Source organism: Nocardiopsis sp. MT53 (assembly GCF_019598965.1).
GTDB lineage: Bacteria > Actinomycetota > Actinomycetes > Streptosporangiales > Streptosporangiaceae > Nocardiopsis > Nocardiopsis changdeensis.
In genome coordinates this window covers 1,740,964-1,759,193 of sequence record NZ_CP080599.1, presented here as the reverse complement: position 1 = coordinate 1,759,193, position 18,230 = coordinate 1,740,964, and the positions used below count along the sequence as shown (strand labels likewise).

At 71.5% G+C, this 18,230-nt stretch carries 17 protein-coding genes and 1 tRNA gene; 3 read left to right on the top strand and 15 right to left on the bottom strand.

What is annotated here, in order from left to right; translation table 11 throughout:
* Nucleotides 1–47: 47 nt before the first annotated feature.
* The 3 genes from K1J57_RS07585 to K1J57_RS07575 all read right to left on the bottom strand — a co-directional run bounded on the left by K1J57_RS07585 (nt 48) and on the right by K1J57_RS07575 (nt 3,984).
* Nucleotides 48–1,361, bottom strand: coding sequence for an MFS transporter (locus K1J57_RS07585; protein WP_220563745.1), 1,314 nt, complete (start codon nt 1,359–1,361; stop codon nt 48–50).
* A 210-nt stretch (nt 1,362–1,571) separates the two neighbouring features.
* Nucleotides 1,572–3,077, bottom strand: coding sequence for a CdaR family transcriptional regulator (locus K1J57_RS07580; protein WP_220563744.1), 1,506 nt, complete (start codon nt 3,075–3,077; stop codon nt 1,572–1,574).
* Nucleotides 3,070–3,984: an aminoglycoside phosphotransferase family protein gene (locus K1J57_RS07575; RefSeq protein WP_220563743.1), complete on the bottom strand. Its 915-nt coding sequence runs from the start codon at nt 3,982–3,984 to the stop codon at nt 3,070–3,072. The genes K1J57_RS07580 and K1J57_RS07575 overlap by 8 nt, the downstream gene beginning before the upstream one ends.
* A gap of 102 nt (nt 3,985–4,086) precedes the next feature.
* Here K1J57_RS07575 and K1J57_RS07570 point away from each other — a divergent pair, with 102 nt between their 5' ends.
* A complete protein-coding gene (locus K1J57_RS07570; protein WP_220563742.1) occupies nt 4,087–4,353 on the top strand; it encodes a type II toxin-antitoxin system prevent-host-death family antitoxin in 267 nt (88 codons plus the stop codon).
* Complete coding sequence (locus K1J57_RS07565) at nt 4,350–4,607, top strand: type II toxin-antitoxin system RelE/ParE family toxin (protein ID WP_220563741.1); 258 nt, start codon at nt 4,350–4,352, stop codon at nt 4,605–4,607. Before K1J57_RS07570 ends, K1J57_RS07565 begins: the two co-directional genes overlap by 4 nt.
* A 65-nt stretch (nt 4,608–4,672) precedes the next feature.
* Here K1J57_RS07565 and K1J57_RS07560 read toward each other — a convergent pair whose 3' ends face one another.
* The 9 genes from K1J57_RS07560 to K1J57_RS07520 form a co-directional block, all read right to left on the bottom strand.
* Nucleotides 4,673–4,924 carry a DUF2795 domain-containing protein gene (locus K1J57_RS07560; protein ID WP_220563740.1) on the bottom strand — a complete coding sequence of 84 codons (252 nt, stop codon included), beginning with the start codon at nt 4,922–4,924 and terminating at the stop codon, nt 4,673–4,675.
* A gap of 68 nt (nt 4,925–4,992) precedes the next feature.
* Nucleotides 4,993–5,661, bottom strand: coding sequence for a cysteine hydrolase family protein (locus K1J57_RS07555; RefSeq protein WP_220563739.1), 669 nt, complete (start codon nt 5,659–5,661; stop codon nt 4,993–4,995).
* On the bottom strand, nt 5,658–6,746 hold the full coding sequence (locus tag K1J57_RS07550) for an LLM class flavin-dependent oxidoreductase (RefSeq protein WP_220563738.1): 1,089 nt from the start codon (nt 6,744–6,746) through the stop codon (nt 5,658–5,660). Before K1J57_RS07550 ends, K1J57_RS07555 begins: the two co-directional genes overlap by 4 nt.
* Nucleotides 6,747–6,845: 99 nt before the next feature.
* Nucleotides 6,846–7,967, bottom strand: a complete 1,122-nt coding sequence (locus K1J57_RS07545; protein ID WP_220563737.1) for an ABC transporter substrate-binding protein — start codon at nt 7,965–7,967, stop codon at nt 6,846–6,848.
* Nucleotides 7,964–8,911: an ABC transporter permease gene (locus K1J57_RS07540; RefSeq protein ID WP_220565395.1), complete on the bottom strand. Its 948-nt coding sequence runs from the start codon at nt 8,909–8,911 to the stop codon at nt 7,964–7,966. The genes K1J57_RS07545 and K1J57_RS07540 overlap by 4 nt, the downstream gene beginning before the upstream one ends.
* A gap of 14 nt (nt 8,912–8,925) precedes the next feature.
* Nucleotides 8,926–9,741 (bottom strand): ABC transporter ATP-binding protein, encoded by an 816-nt coding sequence (locus K1J57_RS07535; protein WP_220563736.1) that lies wholly within the window; start codon nt 9,739–9,741, stop codon nt 8,926–8,928.
* A gap of 301 nt (nt 9,742–10,042) precedes the next feature.
* Complete coding sequence (locus K1J57_RS07530; protein WP_220563735.1) at nt 10,043–10,474, bottom strand: hypothetical protein; 432 nt, start codon at nt 10,472–10,474, stop codon at nt 10,043–10,045.
* A gap of 715 nt (nt 10,475–11,189) precedes the next feature.
* Nucleotides 11,190–11,708, bottom strand: a complete 519-nt coding sequence (locus K1J57_RS07525) for a DinB family protein (protein WP_220563734.1) — start codon at nt 11,706–11,708, stop codon at nt 11,190–11,192.
* A 130-nt stretch (nt 11,709–11,838) separates the two neighbouring features.
* On the bottom strand, nt 11,839–12,675 hold the full coding sequence (locus tag K1J57_RS07520) for a MerR family transcriptional regulator (protein ID WP_220563733.1): 837 nt from the start codon (nt 12,673–12,675) through the stop codon (nt 11,839–11,841).
* A 160-nt stretch (nt 12,676–12,835) separates the two neighbouring features.
* Here K1J57_RS07520 and K1J57_RS07515 point away from each other — a divergent pair.
* Nucleotides 12,836–12,908, top strand: a tRNA-Lys gene (locus tag K1J57_RS07515).
* 327 nt (nt 12,909–13,235) lie between these two features.
* Here K1J57_RS07515 and K1J57_RS07510 read toward each other — a convergent pair.
* The 3 genes from K1J57_RS07510 to K1J57_RS07500 form a co-directional block, all read right to left on the bottom strand.
* Nucleotides 13,236–15,851: a hypothetical protein gene (locus K1J57_RS07510; RefSeq protein WP_220563732.1), complete on the bottom strand. Its 2,616-nt coding sequence runs from the start codon at nt 15,849–15,851 to the stop codon at nt 13,236–13,238.
* A gap of 590 nt (nt 15,852–16,441) precedes the next feature.
* On the bottom strand, nt 16,442–17,968 hold the full coding sequence (locus tag K1J57_RS07505; RefSeq protein WP_220563731.1) for a site-specific integrase: 1,527 nt from the start codon (nt 17,966–17,968) through the stop codon (nt 16,442–16,444).
* Nucleotides 17,923–18,183: a helix-turn-helix domain-containing protein gene (locus K1J57_RS07500; RefSeq protein ID WP_255646891.1), complete on the bottom strand. Its 261-nt coding sequence runs from the start codon at nt 18,181–18,183 to the stop codon at nt 17,923–17,925. Before K1J57_RS07500 ends, K1J57_RS07505 begins: the two co-directional genes overlap by 46 nt.
* Nucleotides 18,184–18,230: the final 47 nt, after the last annotated feature.

Below are 18,230 nucleotides of genomic sequence, written 5' to 3'. Positions count from 1 at the left end.
CCGTCCGGCCCGGGGCGGCGGGGAGGGCCCCGGAGGGCCCTGGTGGGTCAGTCGCCGGCCGGCGCGGCCTCGTGCCGCTCGGCGCGGGAGGCCTTGCGGGCCAGCGACACGGCGACGATCGAGATGACCGCGGTGAACACCAGGTACCCGGCGATCGGCACCCACGAGTCGTCGTACCTCGACAGCAGCCAGGTGGCGATCAGCGGGGCGGTGCCGCCGGCCAGGGCGGCGCCGATCTGGTACCCGAGGGTGACGCCGGTGTAGCGGACCTGGGTGGAGAAGATCTCCGAGCACAGGGTGCCGATGGTGGCGGTCACCGGCGGCCAGAACACGCCCAGACCCAGGACGGTGGCCAGGACCAGCAGGGCGGTGCTGCCCGTCCCCAGCATGAGGAAGTACGGGGCGATGAACAGGGCCAGCAGGACGGCGCCGGCCAGGTAGACGCGCTGGCGACCCCAGCGGTCCGACAGGGCGCCCGAGACCGGGATCAGCACGCTGGCGACGATCGCGCCGACGGTGACCGCGTTCAGGGCCTCGGTGTTCTCGAAGTCCAGGGTGCCCGTGGCGTAGCTCACCACGAAGGTGCCGAAGATGTAGAAGGGGGCGGTTTCCACGACCTTGGCGCCCACGGCCACCAGCACCGCGCGCCAGTGGTAGCGGAAGGTCTCCACGACGGGCAGCTTGGCGACGGTGCCCTCCTCCTTGGCCTTCTGGAAGGAGGGGGTCTCGTCGATCCCGGCGCGGATCCACAGGCCGAGCAGCACCAGCAGGATGCTCGCCACGAACGGCACCCGCCAGCCCCAGGCCTCGAACTGGGCGTCGGGCAGCAGGGACATCAGGGTCAGGGCCAGGCTGGCCAGCAGCATGCCCAGGGTGATGCCCATCTGCGGGACGCTGCCGAACAGGCCGCGCTTGTTCGCCGGCGCGTACTCGTAGGCCAGCAGCAGCGCGCCGCCCCACTCGCCGCCGATCCCCAGGCCCTGGACGATGCGCAGGAGGATGAGCAGGATCGGCGCGAGGATGCCGATGGTCTCGTAGGTCGGCAGCAGGCCGATGAGCATCGTGGCCCCGCCCATCAGGGACAGGGTGATGACCAGGGTCTTCTTGCGGCCGATCTTGTCCCCGATGTGGGAGAACACCACGCCGCCCAGCGGGCGGATGAAGAACGTCAGCGAGAACGTCAGGTACGACAGCATCAGCGAGACGAGCGGGTCGTCCGACGGGAAGAAGAACTTGTTGAAGATGAGGGCCGAGGCGGTCCCGTAGAGGAAGAAGTCGAACCACTCGATGGTGCTTCCGGTCAGACTCGCGACGAGGACTTTCGTCCTGGGCGGCCCGGGCCGCGCGGTCTCCGTGCTCATGTCCGATCACTCCTGGTCAGATGGGGTTCCGCGGCCCGGGGAGAACCGCGAGTACGCCGGAGCCTAGAACGCGGTGGCACGGATCACCGTTGTGCGGACGGACGATATGAGGGCCCCGGCGGTGTCGGGAACGACAATCGGGGCCCCGCGGGGCGTCCGGCCGCCCGCCCCGTGACCGGTCGGAGATCCGGCGGTGGCCGGATCTCCACCTCACCTGCGGGCGCGCAGCGTCAGGGACGCCAGCAGCCGCTGGTCGGCGTCGTCCAGGTCCAGCCCGGTCAGGGTACGGATACGGCGGATGCGGTGGCGCAGAGTGTTGGGGTGGACGTGCAGCAGCTCGGCGGCCCGGGTGACGTCGCCGAAGGTGTCCAGGTACACCGCCAGGGAGCGGCACTGCTCCTCGTCGAGGCCGTCCAGGCGGACGTCGCGCAGGTGCGGGCGCTCGGCGAGGTCGTCGATGAGCTCGCGCAGCACGACCGAGGAGCGGACCTCCTCGAAGGACGTGACGGTCAGCTCCGGCCGGTCCCGGACCACGTCCAGGGTGCGGCTGGCGACCTTCTTCAGGGAGGGCACGGCGCTCATCCGCGGGGCGACCCCGGCCAGGGCGGCCTGCACGGGGGTGCCCAGGTTCTGCCGCAGGGCCGTGACCAGGTCGCGGACCCACGAGGCGGGGGCGGGGTTCCCCGACGGCGCGGGCATGAGCAGGTACAGCAGCCCGCAGGCCGGGATGACCAGGGCGTCGCTGCGGTAGGAGGCGGCGTACACCGAAGCGGTCTCCGTCGCCCGGTCCAGCAGCCAGCCCCCCTGCCCGGCCTCCTCACGCAGGGCCAGGGCGATCACGGACACCGGGGTGCCGGGGTCGGCGCCCAGGTGGCGGGCGAGGGCGTCGGTGTCGAACGCGCCGGTGAGCAGCCCGACCGCCAGCTCCGCGGGATCGCCGCCGGAGCGGGCGCCGTGGGTGCGCATCAGGTGGGTCGCCGCCAGCCGGGCGGCGCCGAGCAGGACACGGGTGGTCGCGGCGGGCCGGGGCGCGTCGCCGATCTGCACCCAGATGCTGCCCAGCATCCGGCCCCCGGCCAGGACGCCCACCACCAGGCGGCGCTCGGCCCCCAGGTCGGGGCGCTCGGCCACCTCCACCACCTCTCCGGCGGCCAGGCGCTCGTTGACCCCCCACGCCCGCAGGTGCGCCAGGAACGACTCCGGGCAGCCGCGCCCCAGGATGGTCCGCCTCCGGAGCTCGTCGGCCCCCTCGTCAGCTGCGGAGTAGGCCAGGACCGCCCCGGCGGAGTCCTCGATGCTGACCAGGCCGCCGGTGAGCGTGGCCACCGTCTGTGCCAGGGAGAACAGGTCGCGGTGCCGGGGCTCGTCGCCGGGCGTGTCCAGGACCGCGCGGACCAGGTCGGCGAACTCCTTGCCGGTCAGCCGGGGGTCGACGGACAGCACGGGCAGCCCCAGGGCCCGCAGCCGCTCCGCGCCCCCGTCCGGGACGCCGGTGACGGCCACGGCCGCGACGCCCTCGGGGTTCCGGTCGGCCAGGGCGTCGGCCTCCTCGCCGGGGACGACCGCCAGCGTGCCGACGGGCAGCGGTGCGGCGTCGTCGACGACCGTGACCGAGCGCACCACCGCGCCCAGGCCGCGCGGGGCCGCCATGAGGCCGTGCACGGACTCGTCGAGGGCGTCCAGCAGGGACTTGAGGGTGCGTCCGGGTTCAGCCATGGTCCACCTCCGCGGTGTCCTCCTCCAGGACGACCTGGTCCAGGGTATGCGCGCCGATCGCCGCCAGTGTCGGGGCGTCGTCGGAGTGGGCGGACAGCAGGACGCCGAAGAGCAGCGCCCAGGCGCGGGCCCGGTCCCACACGTGCGCGTCGACGGTGCCCGCCGCGTCCACCCGGGCGCGGAACGCGGCCCGGCCCGCGGGGCCGAACAGCATCCAGGCGACGGCCAGGTCGGTGGCCGGGTCGCCGGCGGTCAGGTCGCCGAAGTCGAGGACCGCGGCCGGTCCGTTTCCGTCCGGGGACACCAGGAGGTTGGCGGGGTGCAGGTCGCCGTGCAGCCACAGCGGCGGGCCGGACCACACGGGCGCGGCGGCCAGGCCGTCCCAGAGCCCGGCCAGGAGCTCCCGGCGGGGTGGGTCCGCGGCCTCCAGCCGCCGGTGGAACCCGGCGGACCGGGCGGCCAGCGGCACGCCCCGGAAGGGGTTGGCGGGTGCCTCCGCGGGCGCGGGCACGTGCAGCCGGACGACGAAGTCGGCCAGCGGCGCGGCCAGCACGTCCCGCCCGGCGACGGGGACCTCGGCGGCCGTGCGCCCCTCGAACCAGGGGACGACCGACCAGTGCCAGGGGTAGTCCCGCCCGGGGGCGCCGACCCGCACGGGCGCGGGCACCGGGGTGCCCAGGCGCGCGGCGATCGCCCCGAGCCACCGCTGCTCGTTGCGGGCGAGCGCGGCGGCCCGCTCCCGGCGCGGCAGGCGCACGGCCAGCGCGTCGCCCAGCCGCAGGATCGTGTTGTCCCACCCGTTGGCGACCGGCGTGAGGGGGAGGCCGGCCAGGTCCGGGTGCTGGTCGGCCAGCAGCCGCCGGACCAGCCCGGGGGTGATGTCCACCTCGGCCTCGGGGATGTTCATCCCCCCATCCTCCGCCACCCGCAGGAGTGGACCCCCGGGGAGGGTCCGGGAAGCCGCCGGAATCCCCGGTGTACCAAAGGTACACATGGTACCTTCGGTTCCATGAACGAGGTTCAGGTGGAGACCATTCGCCAGGTGCGCGACCACATCGCCGACGTCGTCGACAGAGCCGACAGAGACGACTCCCCGACGGTGATCACCCGAAGAGGCCGTGAGGTCGCGGCCGTGGTCCCCATCGAGATGCTCCGCCGCTACCAGCGGCTGGAGGAGCAGGAGATCCTGCGCCTCGTCAGGGAGCGCATGGCCGACCCCTCTCCCGGTATCCCGATGGAGCAGGTCATGGCGGAGATCCTGGAAGGGCCGGAGTGACCTACAGGACGATCTTCCGCCCCGAGGCCCGGGAGGAGCTGCGCAAGCTGCCCCGCACCGTGGCCATGAGCGTGTTCCGCAAACTGACCGAACTGGAGGCCGACCCTCTGGGCTTCGGCACCACGGCCCTGGTCGGCTCTCCCGAGGTGCGACGCCTCAGAGTGGGCGACTACCGGGTCATCTACACCGTGGAGCACGACCGGCTCATCGTGTGGGTCGTCCATGTGGGGCACCGCTCCGGCGTCTACGACTGACACCGATGGACGGCGGGCGCGCAGGGGAGCGGCCGGGACCCGGTGGTGGAGCCCGGCCGCGGTGTTCAGCGCTGCGGGCGCTCCTGGGCGCGGGCGGACTCGGTGTGCGAGCCCGGCTCGGCCTCGGGCAGCGGGACCGCCCGCAGGACCTCCTCCGCCTCGTAGAAGTCGGCGGGCGGCATCGCCCGCAGCGCGCTCACGACCTCCTCGTCGCCGCCCGCCTCCAGCGCGGCGGCCACGATGCGGTCCTTGTCCGCCGGAAAGTCGATGCCCTCCAGGATCCGGCGCAGGCCTGCCAGGCCGCGTTCGACCCCCATGGTCCCTCCCCCGTGCGCCGCGGGCCCCTCCCGCAGCGCACGGGGTGACTACCCGGGGCCCGGGAGCGTCAACCCCCGGCCCGCCACAGCCCGGTGACGGCGTCGACCGTCGCCACCACCGCGGCGTGCCGGGCCAGCCCCTCCAGCGCCGCGTCCTGCCGGGCCTGCTCGTAGGTGCCGACGGCGTCGGCCGCCACCACCACCCGGAACCCGTGCTGGAAGGCGTCCCGGGCGGTGGCGTCGACGCAGCAGTCCGTGGTGAGCCCGCACACCACCAGCCAGGAGACCCCGGCGGAGTAGAGCATGCGGACCAGGTCGGTGCCGTGGAACGCCGAGTAGCGGCGCTTGTCCACCACCTCCTCGCCGTCGAGCGGTGCCGCCCCGAACCACTCCGGGCCCGGGGTGCCCGCCAGGCACGGCTCCTCGGCGGCCGCCCGCTCCGGCGGGAGGTCCGCCAGACCGCGCAGCCACCGCGAGGAGTCCCACGGCTCGTCCGGGTCCTGCACGAGGCGGGTCCACACCACGGGGACCCCCGCCGCGCGGGCCCGGTCGACCAGCAGCCGGGTCCCGGCCAGGGCGGCGTCGATCCGCTCCCGGGCGCCCGCGTCCGACCGGGGCGGCCGCTCCGGGGCGGCGAAGTCCCGCTGCGTGTCCACGACGAGCACGGCCGCCTCCCCAGCCGGTCCGGGCGCCGGGCGGCGGTGTCCCGCGGTGTCGACGAGGGAGGCGGCGGTCACCCCTCCCCCCGGGCGCCGGCCGGGCGCAGGAGCGGCATCACCCGCTCTCCGAAGTCCGCCAGGTCCGTGTGGTAGTCGGGGAAGATCAGCATCAGGCCGTCCAGCCCGGCGAACTCGACGATCTCCCGGATGCGCTCCGCCACGGTCTGCGGGGAGCCGGTGACGAACGGGGTCTGGAACGCCTCGTCCTCGGGCCGCTCGGCGGTCAGCGACAGCGCCTTGTCCTGCGGCAGCCCCCAGGACACCTTCATGTTGACCAGCGCCTCCACGTCCGCGCCGCGCCCGTACTCCAGCCTGCGGGCCTCGGCCTCCTCGTCGGTGTCGGCCATGACGACCGTCAGCATCGAGTAGGTGCGGATGCTCCGGCCCTGCTTCTCGGCGCGCAGCTTGACGTCCCGGCAGGCGTCGCGCAGGCCCGGCAGGTCCTGGGCGGTGAGGAACGAGCCGTCGCAGTGCCGGGACTGGAAGTCCAGGCCCGCCTCGGAGCGGCCCGCGGCGATCAGCGTCGGCCGGGTCGCGGGGTGCGGCAGCGACCGGCAGTCGTCCAGGCGGAAGTACTCGCCGTCGTGGTCCACCGCCTGCTCCGACCACAGCCGCTCCAGCACCGAGGTCCACTCCTCGGTCCAGCGGTAGCGGTCGCCGTGGGCCAGGGACTCGTCCCACAGGCCCATCTGGGCGAACTCCTTGGCGTAGGCGCCCACGACGATGTTCATCCCGGCGCGGCCGCCCGCGATCTCCTGAAGGGTGGTGAACATCTTCGCGGCGATCGCCGGGTGGAACAGGTTGGTGTGGACGGTCGCCCACACCTTGACCCGCTCGGTGGCCTCGGCCAGGCCCGCCATCATCGTGATGGACTCCAGGGTCCGGCCCCAGTGGTCGGTGGCGCCGCCGTAGCCGCGCCACTTGCCCATGGACATGATGAAGTCCAGCCCGTACTGCTCGGCCAGGACCGCGGCCCGGCGGTTGTAGGCGTAGGTCGCCTCCGGGTGCGGTGCGGTCTCGGAGACGATCCACCCGCCGCTGCCGATGGGCAGGAAGATCCCGTACTCGGTGTCGGCGGCCGGTGTCCCGCCAGATTCTGACAACTCGGTTCCCTCGCTCTGAATGAATAGGGGGGGCACCGGGGCCGTCGCCCCGGTGCCCGTGGCCGTTCCCCGTGGTGTGGGGGGTACTGCTCGGGAGCGCTACTCCTTCTCCTCCTCGGCGGGCCAGCTCACGTTCCCGGCGACGTACACGGCCTCCAGGTAGTGCGGCTCGAAGAGGGGCTCCAGGTCGGGCATGTCATCGAGCACGCCGTTGTCGACCAGGTTCTGCGTCTCGGCCTCGGTCAGGTTCAGGTCGATGTAGCCGACGGCGGTCTCGTCGGGGGTGGAGGCGCGCACCAGCTCGCTCTCGGAGGCCCAGACCTGGAGGTTGTGGTCGACGTCGAACTCGCCGGTCGGGTCCAGCGCGGCGGCGTACTCCACGCACTCGCGCTCGTTCTCCTCCTGACCGCAGTACTCGAACGCCTTGCCGATCGCCCGCAGGAAGTCCTCGACGACGGTCCGGTTCTGCGCCGCCCACTCCGGGTTGGTGGCCATCACGCCGAAGGAGCCGACCACGCCGAAGTCCTCGGGCAGCCACTCCCGGTACTCCTCGCCCATGGCGTCGAGCTGGTGGGGCTCGTTGGAGCGGAAGGCCGTCAGCGCCTGCACCTGGTCCCGGGGCAGGACGCTCGGGTCGTACCCGGACTCGACCTGCTCGATGGACTCCACGTCGACCCCGGCGGCGTTCAGCATCGCCTCCAGCGGGGCGGCCAGCATGCCGGGCCGGCCCATGGTCTGGCCCTCCAGCTCCTTGAGGTCCTCGACGTCGGGGCCGGTCAGGAGGGAGGCGATCGGCACGTGCCCGTAGGTGGCGATGCCGATGACGTCGTGGTCCTCCTGGTTGGCCTGGACGACCTCGGCCTCGTTGGCGATCGGCGTGAAGTGGGCGGTGCCCGCCGACACCAGCTGCGAGTTGGCCATGATGTCGCCGACACCGCCCTGGATCTCCACGTCCAGGCAGACGGCGTCGAAGAAGCCCAGGCTCTCGGCGGCGAACACCTCCAGCTGGCTCACCGAGGCCTGGTAGAAGTAGCCGGAGATGTAGGTGATGGTGCCGGCGTCCCGGTTGGTGGAGCACCGCTCCTCGTTGATGGCGAGTTCGGACTCGGCGGGGGGCTCGGCCGCGGCCTCGGAGCCGCCGCAGGCGGCGGTCGCCAGCACGGACGCCGCCAGGGCCGCGGCACCGAGGTACCGGGTCAGGGGTGTGGTGGGGGTGGTCATCTGGGGGGCTCTTCCGTTCGTTGTGCGACGTGGGATCTACGGGGACGGGAAGTGTCGGTGCGCTGGGGGGCGCGGGTGCGGCGGGAGGCGCGGGTGCGCTGCGACTCGTGCCAGAAGAGCACGCGGCGCTCGACGGCCGAGACCAGCGCCAGCATGAGCACGCCCATGGTGGCCAGGCAGGCGATCGCGGCGTAGACGGAGTCGAGCTGCGCCGAGGAGGCGGAGGTGCGGATCAGGGTGCCGAGCCCGCCGCTGCTGCCCGCGGCCACGAACTCGGCGACCACGGCGCCCACGATGGACAGCGGCATGACCACGCGCAGCGCGGCCAGGGTGTAGGGCAGGCCGTAGGGGATGCGCAGCCGCCACAGCACCTCCAGGCGGGAGGCGTCCAGGGTCCGGAACACGTGCAGGACGGGCTCGGGGACCGCGCGCAGCCCGGTGGCGACGTTGATCAGCACGGGGAAGAACGTGATGATCGCGGTGACGATGACCTTGGGGGCCAGGCCGAACCCGAACGCCACCACCAGCCCGGGCGCCAGCGCGACCACCGGGGTCACGTTGAGGACGACGGCCAGCGGCATGAGGGCGCGCCGCACCACCGGGATCTCGGACATGAGCAGGGCCAGGACGAACGCGGTGCCCGCCCCGCAGGCCACCCCGATCAGGGCGATGGACAGGGTGCTCCAGGCGTTGGCGAGGAAGATCTCGGGCCGGTCCGCCAGGGTGGCCCCCACGTCGGCGAGCCGGGGCAGGATGTAGGGGTGCTCGGCGGCCACCGCCGACCAGCCCATGCCCAGCAGCACCACGACGAAGGCCGTGGGCATCCAGGTGGCCGGGTGCAGGGGGCCGCGCGGCCGGGCGCGGCGCCGGGCGGGAGCGGCGCCCGGGCCGGGCGTCGGCCCGGGGCGGTCGGGGGCGTGGCGCAGGGGGGCGGTCGCGGTCATCTGGGTGCTCTCGCTCATAGCCGGACGAGGTCGTCGGGGGCGGCTCCGCTTTCCCAGGCGGACTGAAGGGAGGCGCGGACGCGGTCCTCCAGGGCGTGCATGCGCGGCCCGGTCACGACCTCGGCGTCCCGGGGGCGGGGCAGGTCGATCGGCAGCACCTCGTGCACGCGGCCGGGCCGGGCGGACATGACGACGACCTCGTCGGAGAGGGTGACCGCCTCGCGCACCGAGTGGGTGACGAAGACGACCGTCGTCGCGCGGCGCTGCCACAGGCCCAGGAGCTGCAACCGCAGGGCCTCGCGGGTGAACTCGTCCAGGGCCGAGAAGGGCTCGTCCATGAGCAGCAGCCGGGGGCGCAGGCCGAAGGCGCGGGCGATGGCCACCCGCTGGCGCTGGCCGCCGGAGAGCTCGTGCGGGTACCGGTGGGCCACGTCGGACAGGCCCACCGCCCGCAGCAGGTCGTCGGGGTCCTCCCCGTCGGCCCCGGCGCGGCGGTTGACCCGCCGGGGCAGGACGATGTTGCGGCGCACGGTCTGCCAGGGCAGCAGGGCCGGGGTCTGCGGGACCAGGCCCACCCCCTTGGCGGCGCACAGGGCGCTGGGGGTGGAGCCGAAGAGCGAGACCTCTCCGGAGTCGTGGTCCTCCAGCCCGGCGATCACCCGCAGCAGGGTGGACTTGCCGCAGCCGCTGGGGCCGATGAGGCTGACGAAGCGGCGGACCCCGATGTCCAGGTCCACCGACTGCAGGGCCGGGTGGGCGGGGTCGCCGCCGTCGTAGGTCTTGGTGAGGCCGCGGATGCGGATGCCGAGACCGTCCGAGAGAGGTGTCATGACGGCTCCCCGTCCTGGGTGCGCACGTGCGGGCACGGGGCGGCGGTCCGGGTCCGGGGCGTGTCGGAGACGCGCACGGCGGCTCAGTCCGCGTCGGGGAGTGGGGGGCCGGACGGCGGTCCGGCTGTCACGGTCGAGAAATCCACGGGGGCACCCTCCTGTCGCTCCCCGGGTACGGCGAACCGGGGGCTGGCGGTTGGAGAGCGGGTGGAAGATCGGGGATCGACGGCCCGCGGGGGTCGTGTGACGGGTTGAGACGTTGACGTTAGGGAGCCGGTATTAACTCTGTATGAAGGCTCCGTCACGTACCGATATCGAGGACGCGTACTCGTAGGTCCGCGTCCAGTAGGGCGACGGTGATCCGGTGGGTGGCGAAGGCGCTGGGCAGCCAGGCGCCCCGGCCGAACAGCCGGGCCATGGGTTCGCCCAGCACCAGCAGCACCCGCGCCTCGGGGAAGTGCGTGTCCCGGATCCAGGACAGTTTGAAGGCGTCGGCGATGACCTTGTTCCGCTGGGACGACTTCACCTGGCCGGCGAAGGGCGAGCACTGCACCAGCAGGCTCGGCGGGTCTCCGTCGGCGCAGTCGACGCCGACCCGGACGCCGTCGGCGAGCGTGAACTCGCGAGGCGCCAGGTCAAGGCCGAGTTGGGCGGACAGGGCCCGGGCCAGTTCGGTGTTGTCGGGTCGCCGGGCGAGGGTGTCCGCGGGGTCGCGTACCGCTGTTTCCCTCATGGGAAGAAGACTTTAGTGCACAAGGGTCCCATCGGTCTCCGCCATTAGTCCTTTGTCCGCTGTGTTCAGGGGTGGGTCCGGTGTGGCCACCTGGGGTTTTCTCGAGGGCAAATTGTGATGTGTTTCACATATTTGGGAAATGGGTGAGGTTCTCGCGGATCCCCGTGCTGGTGGGGGTTCTGGTAGAGGGGGCTGGTGGGGGAGGGGGTGCGGCTCCATGGGGGGCGGGGGTGCCTCATTCCTTTCGGGAATGAAGAAGTTGAAAGGTGAACCATAATCACGGGACCCGTGGCCGTGGTGGGGTCGGGTCTTCGGGGGTGGATCTGGGCTTTTCGTGTATATGGGTAGCAAATGGACATATAAGGCAATCGAATGCCACCGCCGGGCGGGGGTCGGAACGGTCGTCCGAACCGGGTGTCCGCCCTGGTGGAGCCCGGAGCCCTCGGCCGGGGGCCCTGGGGGCCGGGCACGGCGGCGGGCGCCCCGGGGAGTACCGCCCCGGGGCGGGTGCTGTGCACGGAGAGCGCCCGACCGCCCCGGTCGCCGGCGCGCGGGGCGGCGGGGCGACGACCGGGGCGGCCGGGCGGGGGGTGGTAGGGGCGGGGCAGGGTGGAAGGTGCGCCGGGTCGTCGGCCGTGCGTGTCCTCCCGCGGTCCGGAAGCGGTCGAGACCCCGAGGCCGAATCCGCGGACGGGCTGAGGAGGCCCGGCCGGCCCTACGGCTTCGCGGAGGAGGCCGCCCGCAGCAGCCGCAGCTGGCCCAGCTCAGCGGCGTTCTTCATCAGCTCGGCGTTGACCCACGCCGCCGTGTCTGCCACCGTCATCCCCGAGCCCTCGGGCCACGGGAAGGGGGCGGGCGCGTCGAGGGACACGGTCGGTAGTACGGCGGCCCACTCGCCGCGCAGCGCGGACAGCCACTCCACCACACCGTCCGGGCCGGGCCAGGCCACCGCCTCCCGGTCCCGGGGGACCCGTCCGGACAGGTGGTCCAGGGTGACGCCCCACCACCAGCCGATGTGCCAGGTCACCCAGCCGATGGTGGGGACGGGGATCGGGTCGGGCTCGGAGTCGGCCCAGTCGGGGACCCAGCCGTCCCCGGAGCGGTGCATCGTCCAGCAGAGGGGCGAGGGCTCCCACAGGACTTCCTCGGGGACCAGGCGGTCCAGGTGGTACTCCAGCAGACCCCAGGTGAGGTCGAACTGGCGCTGCAACAGGTCGGTACGGGCGTCGTTCATGCCCGGCAGCCTCGCACACCGGACCTGCGCCGACCATCGGTTTTCCCGGCGGCGGCCCGGCGCGGCGCCGCCGCCCCGGACGGTCGTAGGGCGCACTGGGCCGCCACCGGCCACGCCTTTCGGATACTCCCTACGGTGCCCGGCGCACCGGCTGCACCAGGTCGGTCACCCACTCCTCCTGCGGGCGGTCGCCGGGGGTCCAGTACACCTCCCGGCAGACCCCGGCCAGCTCCAGGCCCTGCTCACGCACCCAGTCGACCAGCGCCGCCCAGGTCTCCCCGATGCCGGCGACCTCGCCCCGGTGGGTGGTGACGGCGGCCTCGCCGCCGGGCAGCTCGGACACCTCCAGCCCGGGCACCCCCTCCACCCGGGAGGGGAGCACGAAGCCCGCGGTGACCGTGATGCCGTCCCCGGCGGACTCGTCGTAGCCGTAGAACGCGACCCCGGGGCCGTGGTCGCCGACCCCGGCGGCCGCCAGGGCGCCGGCGGCCTCGGGGAACATCGGGCCGACCACGGGGCCGACGTTCTCCGGCCCGTGGCCGGGGGCCGTGCGGGTCAGCGTGGCGATCCGCTGCGGCTCCACCCGGCGCAGCTCGGCGGTGATGGTGTCGGACGTGGACATGGCGGGGACCCCTTCCCTGCGCCGGAGGTAGGCCTCGACCCTCGCCAGCCGGGCGCGGCGTTCGGCGATCTCCCGCCGGATGCTCTCCCCGGCCGCCTCCAGGATCTCCCGCTCCAGCCGAGGATCGGGGTCACCGCACACGATCCGCGCGATGTCCTCCAGCCCCAGGCCGAAGCCGCGCAGCTGCACGATGCGGCTCAGCCGCGTCAGCTGCCCGACCTCGTAGAACCGGTACCCGGTCACGGGGTCGACCCGGGCCGGGGCGAGCAGACCGATCCGGTCGTAGTGCCGGAGCATCCGCACGCTCACCCGCCCGATCGAGGCGAACTCTCCGATGGTGAACATGACACCTCCACGTTCGGGGCTGACACGGTGTCAGGGTCAAGGGGCACGGGAGCCCCCTTCCCGCCGGGCGCGCGGGGGAATACTCGGCTGTGTGCCCCCGGTGGTATCCGGTAGACTCAGCCCTCGGTGGTGAACCCCCTGGTCAGGCGGGTCATGCCACGGGCCTCTAGCTCAATTGGCAGAGCAACGGACTTTTAATCCGTGGGTTCAGGGTTCGAGCCCCTGGGGGCCTACCCACAAAACCCCAGGTCAGAGGCCTTTTGCAAGGTCTCGGTCCTGGGTTTTTCTCGTTCCAGGCCCCCGCCGATTGCTCGAAGCTCGCTCTTTTGTCTTGACCGTGCCTCCCACCTCCCGAGCACCCTCGCCCCGCGCTCCTCCGCCGCGTTCGTTGTCATGTCGCTCCGGCCCTGGGCGCTGAGCGACAGAAGCCTGTCACCGGTCGCAACAGCACTTGTCACCATTGCTCAGGTGATAGAGGTGGGAACGCAGTTCCTCGGGCCTGTAGCCGGGGCAGTAGAGCCCTCCTGCCTCCTGTGTGACAGAGAATGTTTCGCTCTCTGTCACACAGTGCGCGGCTCTGGCCACTCCCACGACTCGGCCAGAGCCCCGTCCGGCTTCAGCCCGTAGCGCTGATACGCCTTCGGTGACCCTCCCCGTAACCGGGCCAATGCCGCCAGGGCAGAAGTTCTCCCGGCGTTGAGGGCTTGGAGGGTGAATTGTTCGGCTGCTTCGTGTTCTCCGGCCTCCTCCCGCAACCGAGCTAACTCAGTCAGGGCTCTGGTGTGTCCGGCTTCGGCGACGCTCTTGAGAAGCCGTTCGGCCCCCTCCCGGTCCCCTGACTCCTCCAGTCGCAGGGCTAGCTGTGTGAGGCTGAGCGGATCCCCGACCCCGAGAGCTAGATGGGCGTACAGTTCGGCTTCCTGGTGTTTTCCGGTCTCCTCCAGTAGCAGGGCCAGCCGTGTGAGGGCGAGAGGCTCACCGGCCTCGACGGCGCTCTTGAGAAGCCGCTCGGCCTCCTCTCGGTCCCCGGCCGCCTCCCGCAACCGGGCCCGTACCGTCAAGGTGAAAGGCTCCCCGGACCCGAGAGCTTGGTCTCCGGCCCCCTCCATTAGCTGGGCTAACTGCGTTATGAGGGTGTTCTCAAGGTCCAGGGCCTGGAGGGCGAACTGTTCGACTACTTCCCAGCCTTCGGCCTGCTCCCATGTCCAGACCAACTCAGTCACGACGTCGAAGGTCCCGGCTTCGGCGGCTCTCTTGAGAAGCTGCTCGCTCCCCTCTCGGTCCCCGGCCTCCTCCCGCAACCGAGACAAATGCATGAGGACGAGAGGGTCCCCGGCTTCAGCGACACTCTGGAGCAGTCGCTCGGCCCCCTCCCGGTTCCCTGCCTTTTCCCACAACCGGGCCAGTGCCGTCAGGGCTCTGGTGTTCCCGGCTTCGGCAGCGCTCTGGAGAAGCCCCTCCGCCCCCTCCCGGTCCCCCGCCTTCAGCCGCAACAGGGCCAGATCCGCTGTGGCTCCGACGTTCCCGGCCTCAATGGAGGCACAGGACAGCCGGGCGCTGTGGCGGTACCGGCATCGCGACTTGGCAGCGCGGGCCAGCCTGTTGAGGTCGGCCGGGTCGCTCATGTGGGCCATAGCCGCGTCCCAAAAAGACGTGGGAGGACACAGGGTGTGGCGACTGCGGCGACCGTGCTGCCGGAGGAAATCGGTCAGGAGCACCACATTCGGAAGCGCCCCCATCCCCGTGGAGCGGGGCACATTCTGCAGGGGCCGGGCCGTGTCCTTGACCAGCGTGCAGGCGTAGGCCAGAGCGCCAGCGAACCAGTCTGGGGCGGCGCCACCGCGTTCGATGTCGGTGAGGTAACCGGGAGCCGCCGCCTGGAGAAAGTCCAATGTCAGCGGCCCCGTCACACCCAGGCGGTAGGCGTCCATGGCAGCGCTGATCAACGCCTGGCCGTAGACACCATGTTGCCCGGCCGGGTGCTCGTAGTGATCGACCAGATCCGGGCCGGCGGCCAGCACCTGGGTGAGATCAGCTGCACCGCTCTCCACCGCTTCGGCCAGGGACGAATCGTGGTGGGCTACTTCACGCGCCACGCTCAGGTGCTCAGCGAAAGATCCGGGGACATTGATGTAGCGGGCCTGGCTGAGTAGTTTCCGGGCGTTGCTGTGCTGGTCCTCCGTGCCCGGGGCAGGGCGCTGGGTAAGGGCCTGGGCATGCTCGGGCCACAAGGTAGCGATCACGAGGAGGGGACCTGCAGCGTCCAAGCGGCGCAGCAGTGCGGCTGCGACCGCCTCACCTACGGGCCCGTCCAGGTATTCCTGGGCTTCGTTGAGCCACAGTACGGTGCGCGGTCCCACCGCGTCAGCAGCCAAGGCCGCGAGTAGCCCCTCGGCGTCGGCGGGAAAGAGCAGATCGAAGTCGTTGGGCGCGGCTGCGGTCACGGCTTCGTAGGCAGTGCGGGTCTTGCCGGTGCATGATGCTCCTCGCACCACCACCATCTGCGGCCGCGCCCCCTCGGCCGCCGCGGCGGTCAGGTGGGCGCGCAATTCGGCGTCGTGGGGACGGGGCACGTACCGGGGAAGAACGAAGTCGCTCTGCTGCGCCCCCGCGGAGTGGCCTGGGATGGCCGGGTGCACTCCGAGGCGCTGCGCCGACCAGGAGCCCACTGGGCGTGGTCGGTCAGCCAGAGCCGCCTGGCGGGCTCGCCGCTCGTTCTTCTCCAGAGCCGCGTGGGCGCTCTGGCGTCGGGCGGAGTCCTGGTTGGCCTGTATCCGGCGGCGCTGTTCGGCCTCCCAGGACGCGCGCCATCGGTCGGGATCCATCAACTCGGCGACGGTGCAGTCGTCGGCGGAGTCCGCAGGGTTATCCAGCAGATCCCGGCGGGCAGCCTCGGCGCGGATCTGCGCCAGGACGCCCAGCAGCGGTTCCACCTGCTGGGGGAAGCGCTTCCCACGCAGCCAGGCCCCGACCGTGTCCCGAGAGGCCTGCACGTCGGTGTGCTTGCCCAGGGCGTTGTCCGAGGGTTTGCGATCCAACAGGCCGCGTTTGAGCGCCCCTACCTTGCGCAGGTCCTCAAAGATGTCCGGCTGCGCACCCATCGCCGCCCTTCCGGTGTCCGATGTCCGGGAAGGGGGCCCACCGGACACGATCAGTCTACGGCTGTCAGCAGCCATGTGACGAGGATTGATCTGATTTCACGGCAGACAGCTGCAGGACACGGCACCGGACAGGCAGTTTTTCTCACGACCCGCCCTACCGGCGGACCTCTCCACCTGAGAAAGGCACCCTGATGTCCGTACTCCAGTTGCTTGCGCTGCTCTTGGCCCTGTCCGTGGCCGTGCACATTGGCTGCGCCGGAGCCTTCATTGCCTGGCGGGGCGGCACTCGCCCCGCCAGTGCTCTTCTGGTCGGTGCGAGTGCCGCCGGAACCGTCTGTGCCCTGTACCTGACGGCTGTGGGCGCCTACTACTGACTGCCCCTGTACGCCCTGCAGCTCGGCAGTCCTGCCTGTTCAGGTGCTGCCGAGCTGGGGTTCGTTCGGGTTCCTCCAGCCCCTCGGAAAACTGGTGACAGATGCTGTGGCAGTTGGTGACGTTCTCCCGCCGTTCAACAAGCGTGCTGCTGTGGCGTTGAGCCCTCTGACACAACCCAGCGGGCGGGTCGCCCCCGGCGTGGCCGCTGTTCGCCCCCCGGGCGTTTTCCCTGTTGGTGCGGACGCCGAAGGGCCCTGCAACGGTGCAGGGCCCTGGCGTGTTGTGGTGCGTCAGCGTGTTGCAGGGGCACGGTTGGCGGTGAACATCGCGGCGGTGGCTTCGGCGGCGGCTTTGGCGACGTCGGGGAACACGGTCTGGTACGTGTCCTGGGTGAAGTGGGTGGTGGCGTGGCCGAGTTCGGCGGAGACCACCTTGACGTCGACGCCGGCGGCCAGGGCGGTGGAGGCGGCTCCGTGGCGCAGCCCGTGCAACCCGATCGGGGGCAGGTCCGCCGCCCTGCCGATGCGGTTGAACCAGTCGGTGACCTCCGCCGGATGCCACCCCTCGCCGTTCTCGCGGGTGAACACCAAACCGCTGTTCACCCAGTCCTTTCCGGCGGCGAGTTTGGTCTCCAACTGGTGGCGGCGCCACCGCTTCAACACCCGCACGGTCGTGGCATCCAAGGTGATGGTGCGAGAACCCGCATCGCTTTTCGGGGTACTCGTGATGGTCTTCCACCCCACCTGCACGATTTGGGTGGTGATATCGACCTGTCCATCGGTGAGTCGCACGTTCCGCCAGGGGAGCCCGACCGCTTCGCCGCGTCGGAGCCCTTTGATGGCGATGAGGTGGAACAGGGCGTAGAGCCAGGGGTATTTGCGGGCGTGGGTGAGAAACGCGGTGGTTTGGTCAGGCGTCCAGACCATGACCTCACCGGGGACGGTGCCGTCCTTATGCCACTTCGTCACCCGGTCGGTGGTCCACACCAGGGGCTTTTTCCTCGGGCAAGACGGGAGTCGGGCGTGGGAGGCGACGTTCACCGTGATGGGCAGTTCGGGTGAGCGGACCGCATCCGACAGGGCGCTGCGCAAGGTGGCGCGGATGCGGTGCTTGGTGGACAGCGAGGTGACCCTTTTTCCTTTGACCTGGGCGCGCACCTGCGGGTCGGAGGATTCGCGGCATTCCAGGACGTGCTCGTTGTTCTCCTCGATCGTGGCGAACATGGCCTCGACGTGGCGGGCCTGGAGCTTGTTCAACGCCAACTGCCCCAGGTGGGGGATGAGGTGGTTACGCAGGTGCCCGGCATAGGAGGAACGGGTGCCCTCGGCCAGCCCGGGCTTGCCCTTCAACCACTCGGTCAACCACTCCGCCACCGTGGGGACGGTGGTGCGCACGTCCACACCGAGGTTGATCCGCCGCCTCACTTCCTCAACGTTCGGTAGGGGTGTGCGGGCGCGCAGGGCGGTCTGGATGAGGTCGGCGACCCGCACCAGCGTTTCGGGTTCGTCGCCGTGGGCGGTTTCGAGCAGGATCTTGATGTGGGCGAGCTCCGTCAGAGCATCCTCCTGGGATGCCAGGCCGACCTTGCGGGCCTGGCGGCGTTTGCCGTCGGCGGTGGGAGGGAGTTCGATCTGGTAGCCCCACCGGCCGTGGGTGGAGCTCCAGGTGCCGTTGCGGCGCCGCAGCTTGGGGCAGCGCGCCCCGACGGGTGTGTGGGTGTCGGGGTGGCGGCAGGTGCAGCGTTTGAAGGTGGAGCCTTCGCGTACGGTGCTCACCGGTCCTCGTTCTCCTCCGGGGTAGTGGTGCGCGCACCGCATCCACAGGTTGTGGACAGGCCGAGGAAAACAAGGAGACCAGCGGTGGGGATCCGCCAGTGGCGGCCCACCTTGTAGACCGGGACCGGGAAGGTCCCGTGGTTGAGGTGGCGGTAGACGGTGGTGCGGCTCATCCCGAGCAACCGCCCCGCGTGTGCAGGCGTGACCCACACGGGCAGGGCACCGACCTCGGCCAGCACTGGCACGGTTCTGTTCACCTCATCCACCTCGTTCCCGACCTCGTTTTCCCTGGTCGCACACGGTG

Excerpts from the sequence above, each read along its gene's own strand:
- K1J57_RS07585 (WP_220563745.1), bottom strand. The coding sequence starts at position 1,361 with ATGAGCACGGAGACCGCGCGGCCCGGGCCGCCCAGGACGAAAGTCCTC.
- K1J57_RS07580 (WP_220563744.1), bottom strand. The coding sequence starts at position 3,077 with ATGGCTGAACCCGGACGCACCCTCAAGTCCCTGCTGGACGCCCTCGAC.
- K1J57_RS07520 (WP_220563733.1), bottom strand. The coding sequence starts at position 12,675 with ATGTTCACCATCGGAGAGTTCGCCTCGATCGGGCGGGTGAGCGTGCGG.
- K1J57_RS07540 (WP_220565395.1), bottom strand. The coding sequence starts at position 8,911 with ATGACCGCGACCGCCCCCCTGCGCCACGCCCCCGACCGCCCCGGGCCG.
- K1J57_RS07530 (WP_220563735.1), bottom strand. The coding sequence starts at position 10,474 with ATGAGGGAAACAGCGGTACGCGACCCCGCGGACACCCTCGCCCGGCGA.
- K1J57_RS07525 (WP_220563734.1), bottom strand. The coding sequence starts at position 11,708 with ATGAACGACGCCCGTACCGACCTGTTGCAGCGCCAGTTCGACCTCACC.
- K1J57_RS07575 (WP_220563743.1), bottom strand. The coding sequence starts at position 3,984 with ATGAACATCCCCGAGGCCGAGGTGGACATCACCCCCGGGCTGGTCCGG.
- K1J57_RS07545 (WP_220563737.1), bottom strand. The coding sequence starts at position 7,967 with ATGACCACCCCCACCACACCCCTGACCCGGTACCTCGGTGCCGCGGCC.
- K1J57_RS07505 (WP_220563731.1), bottom strand. The coding sequence starts at position 17,968 with ATGCGGTGCGCGCACCACTACCCCGGAGGAGAACGAGGACCGGTGAGC.
- K1J57_RS07535 (WP_220563736.1), bottom strand. The coding sequence starts at position 9,741 with ATGACACCTCTCTCGGACGGTCTCGGCATCCGCATCCGCGGCCTCACC.
- K1J57_RS07570 (WP_220563742.1), top strand. The coding sequence starts at position 4,087 with ATGAACGAGGTTCAGGTGGAGACCATTCGCCAGGTGCGCGACCACATC.
- K1J57_RS07560 (WP_220563740.1), bottom strand. The coding sequence starts at position 4,924 with ATGGGGGTCGAACGCGGCCTGGCAGGCCTGCGCCGGATCCTGGAGGGC.
- K1J57_RS07510 (WP_220563732.1), bottom strand. The coding sequence starts at position 15,851 with ATGGCTGCTGACAGCCGTAGACTGATCGTGTCCGGTGGGCCCCCTTCC.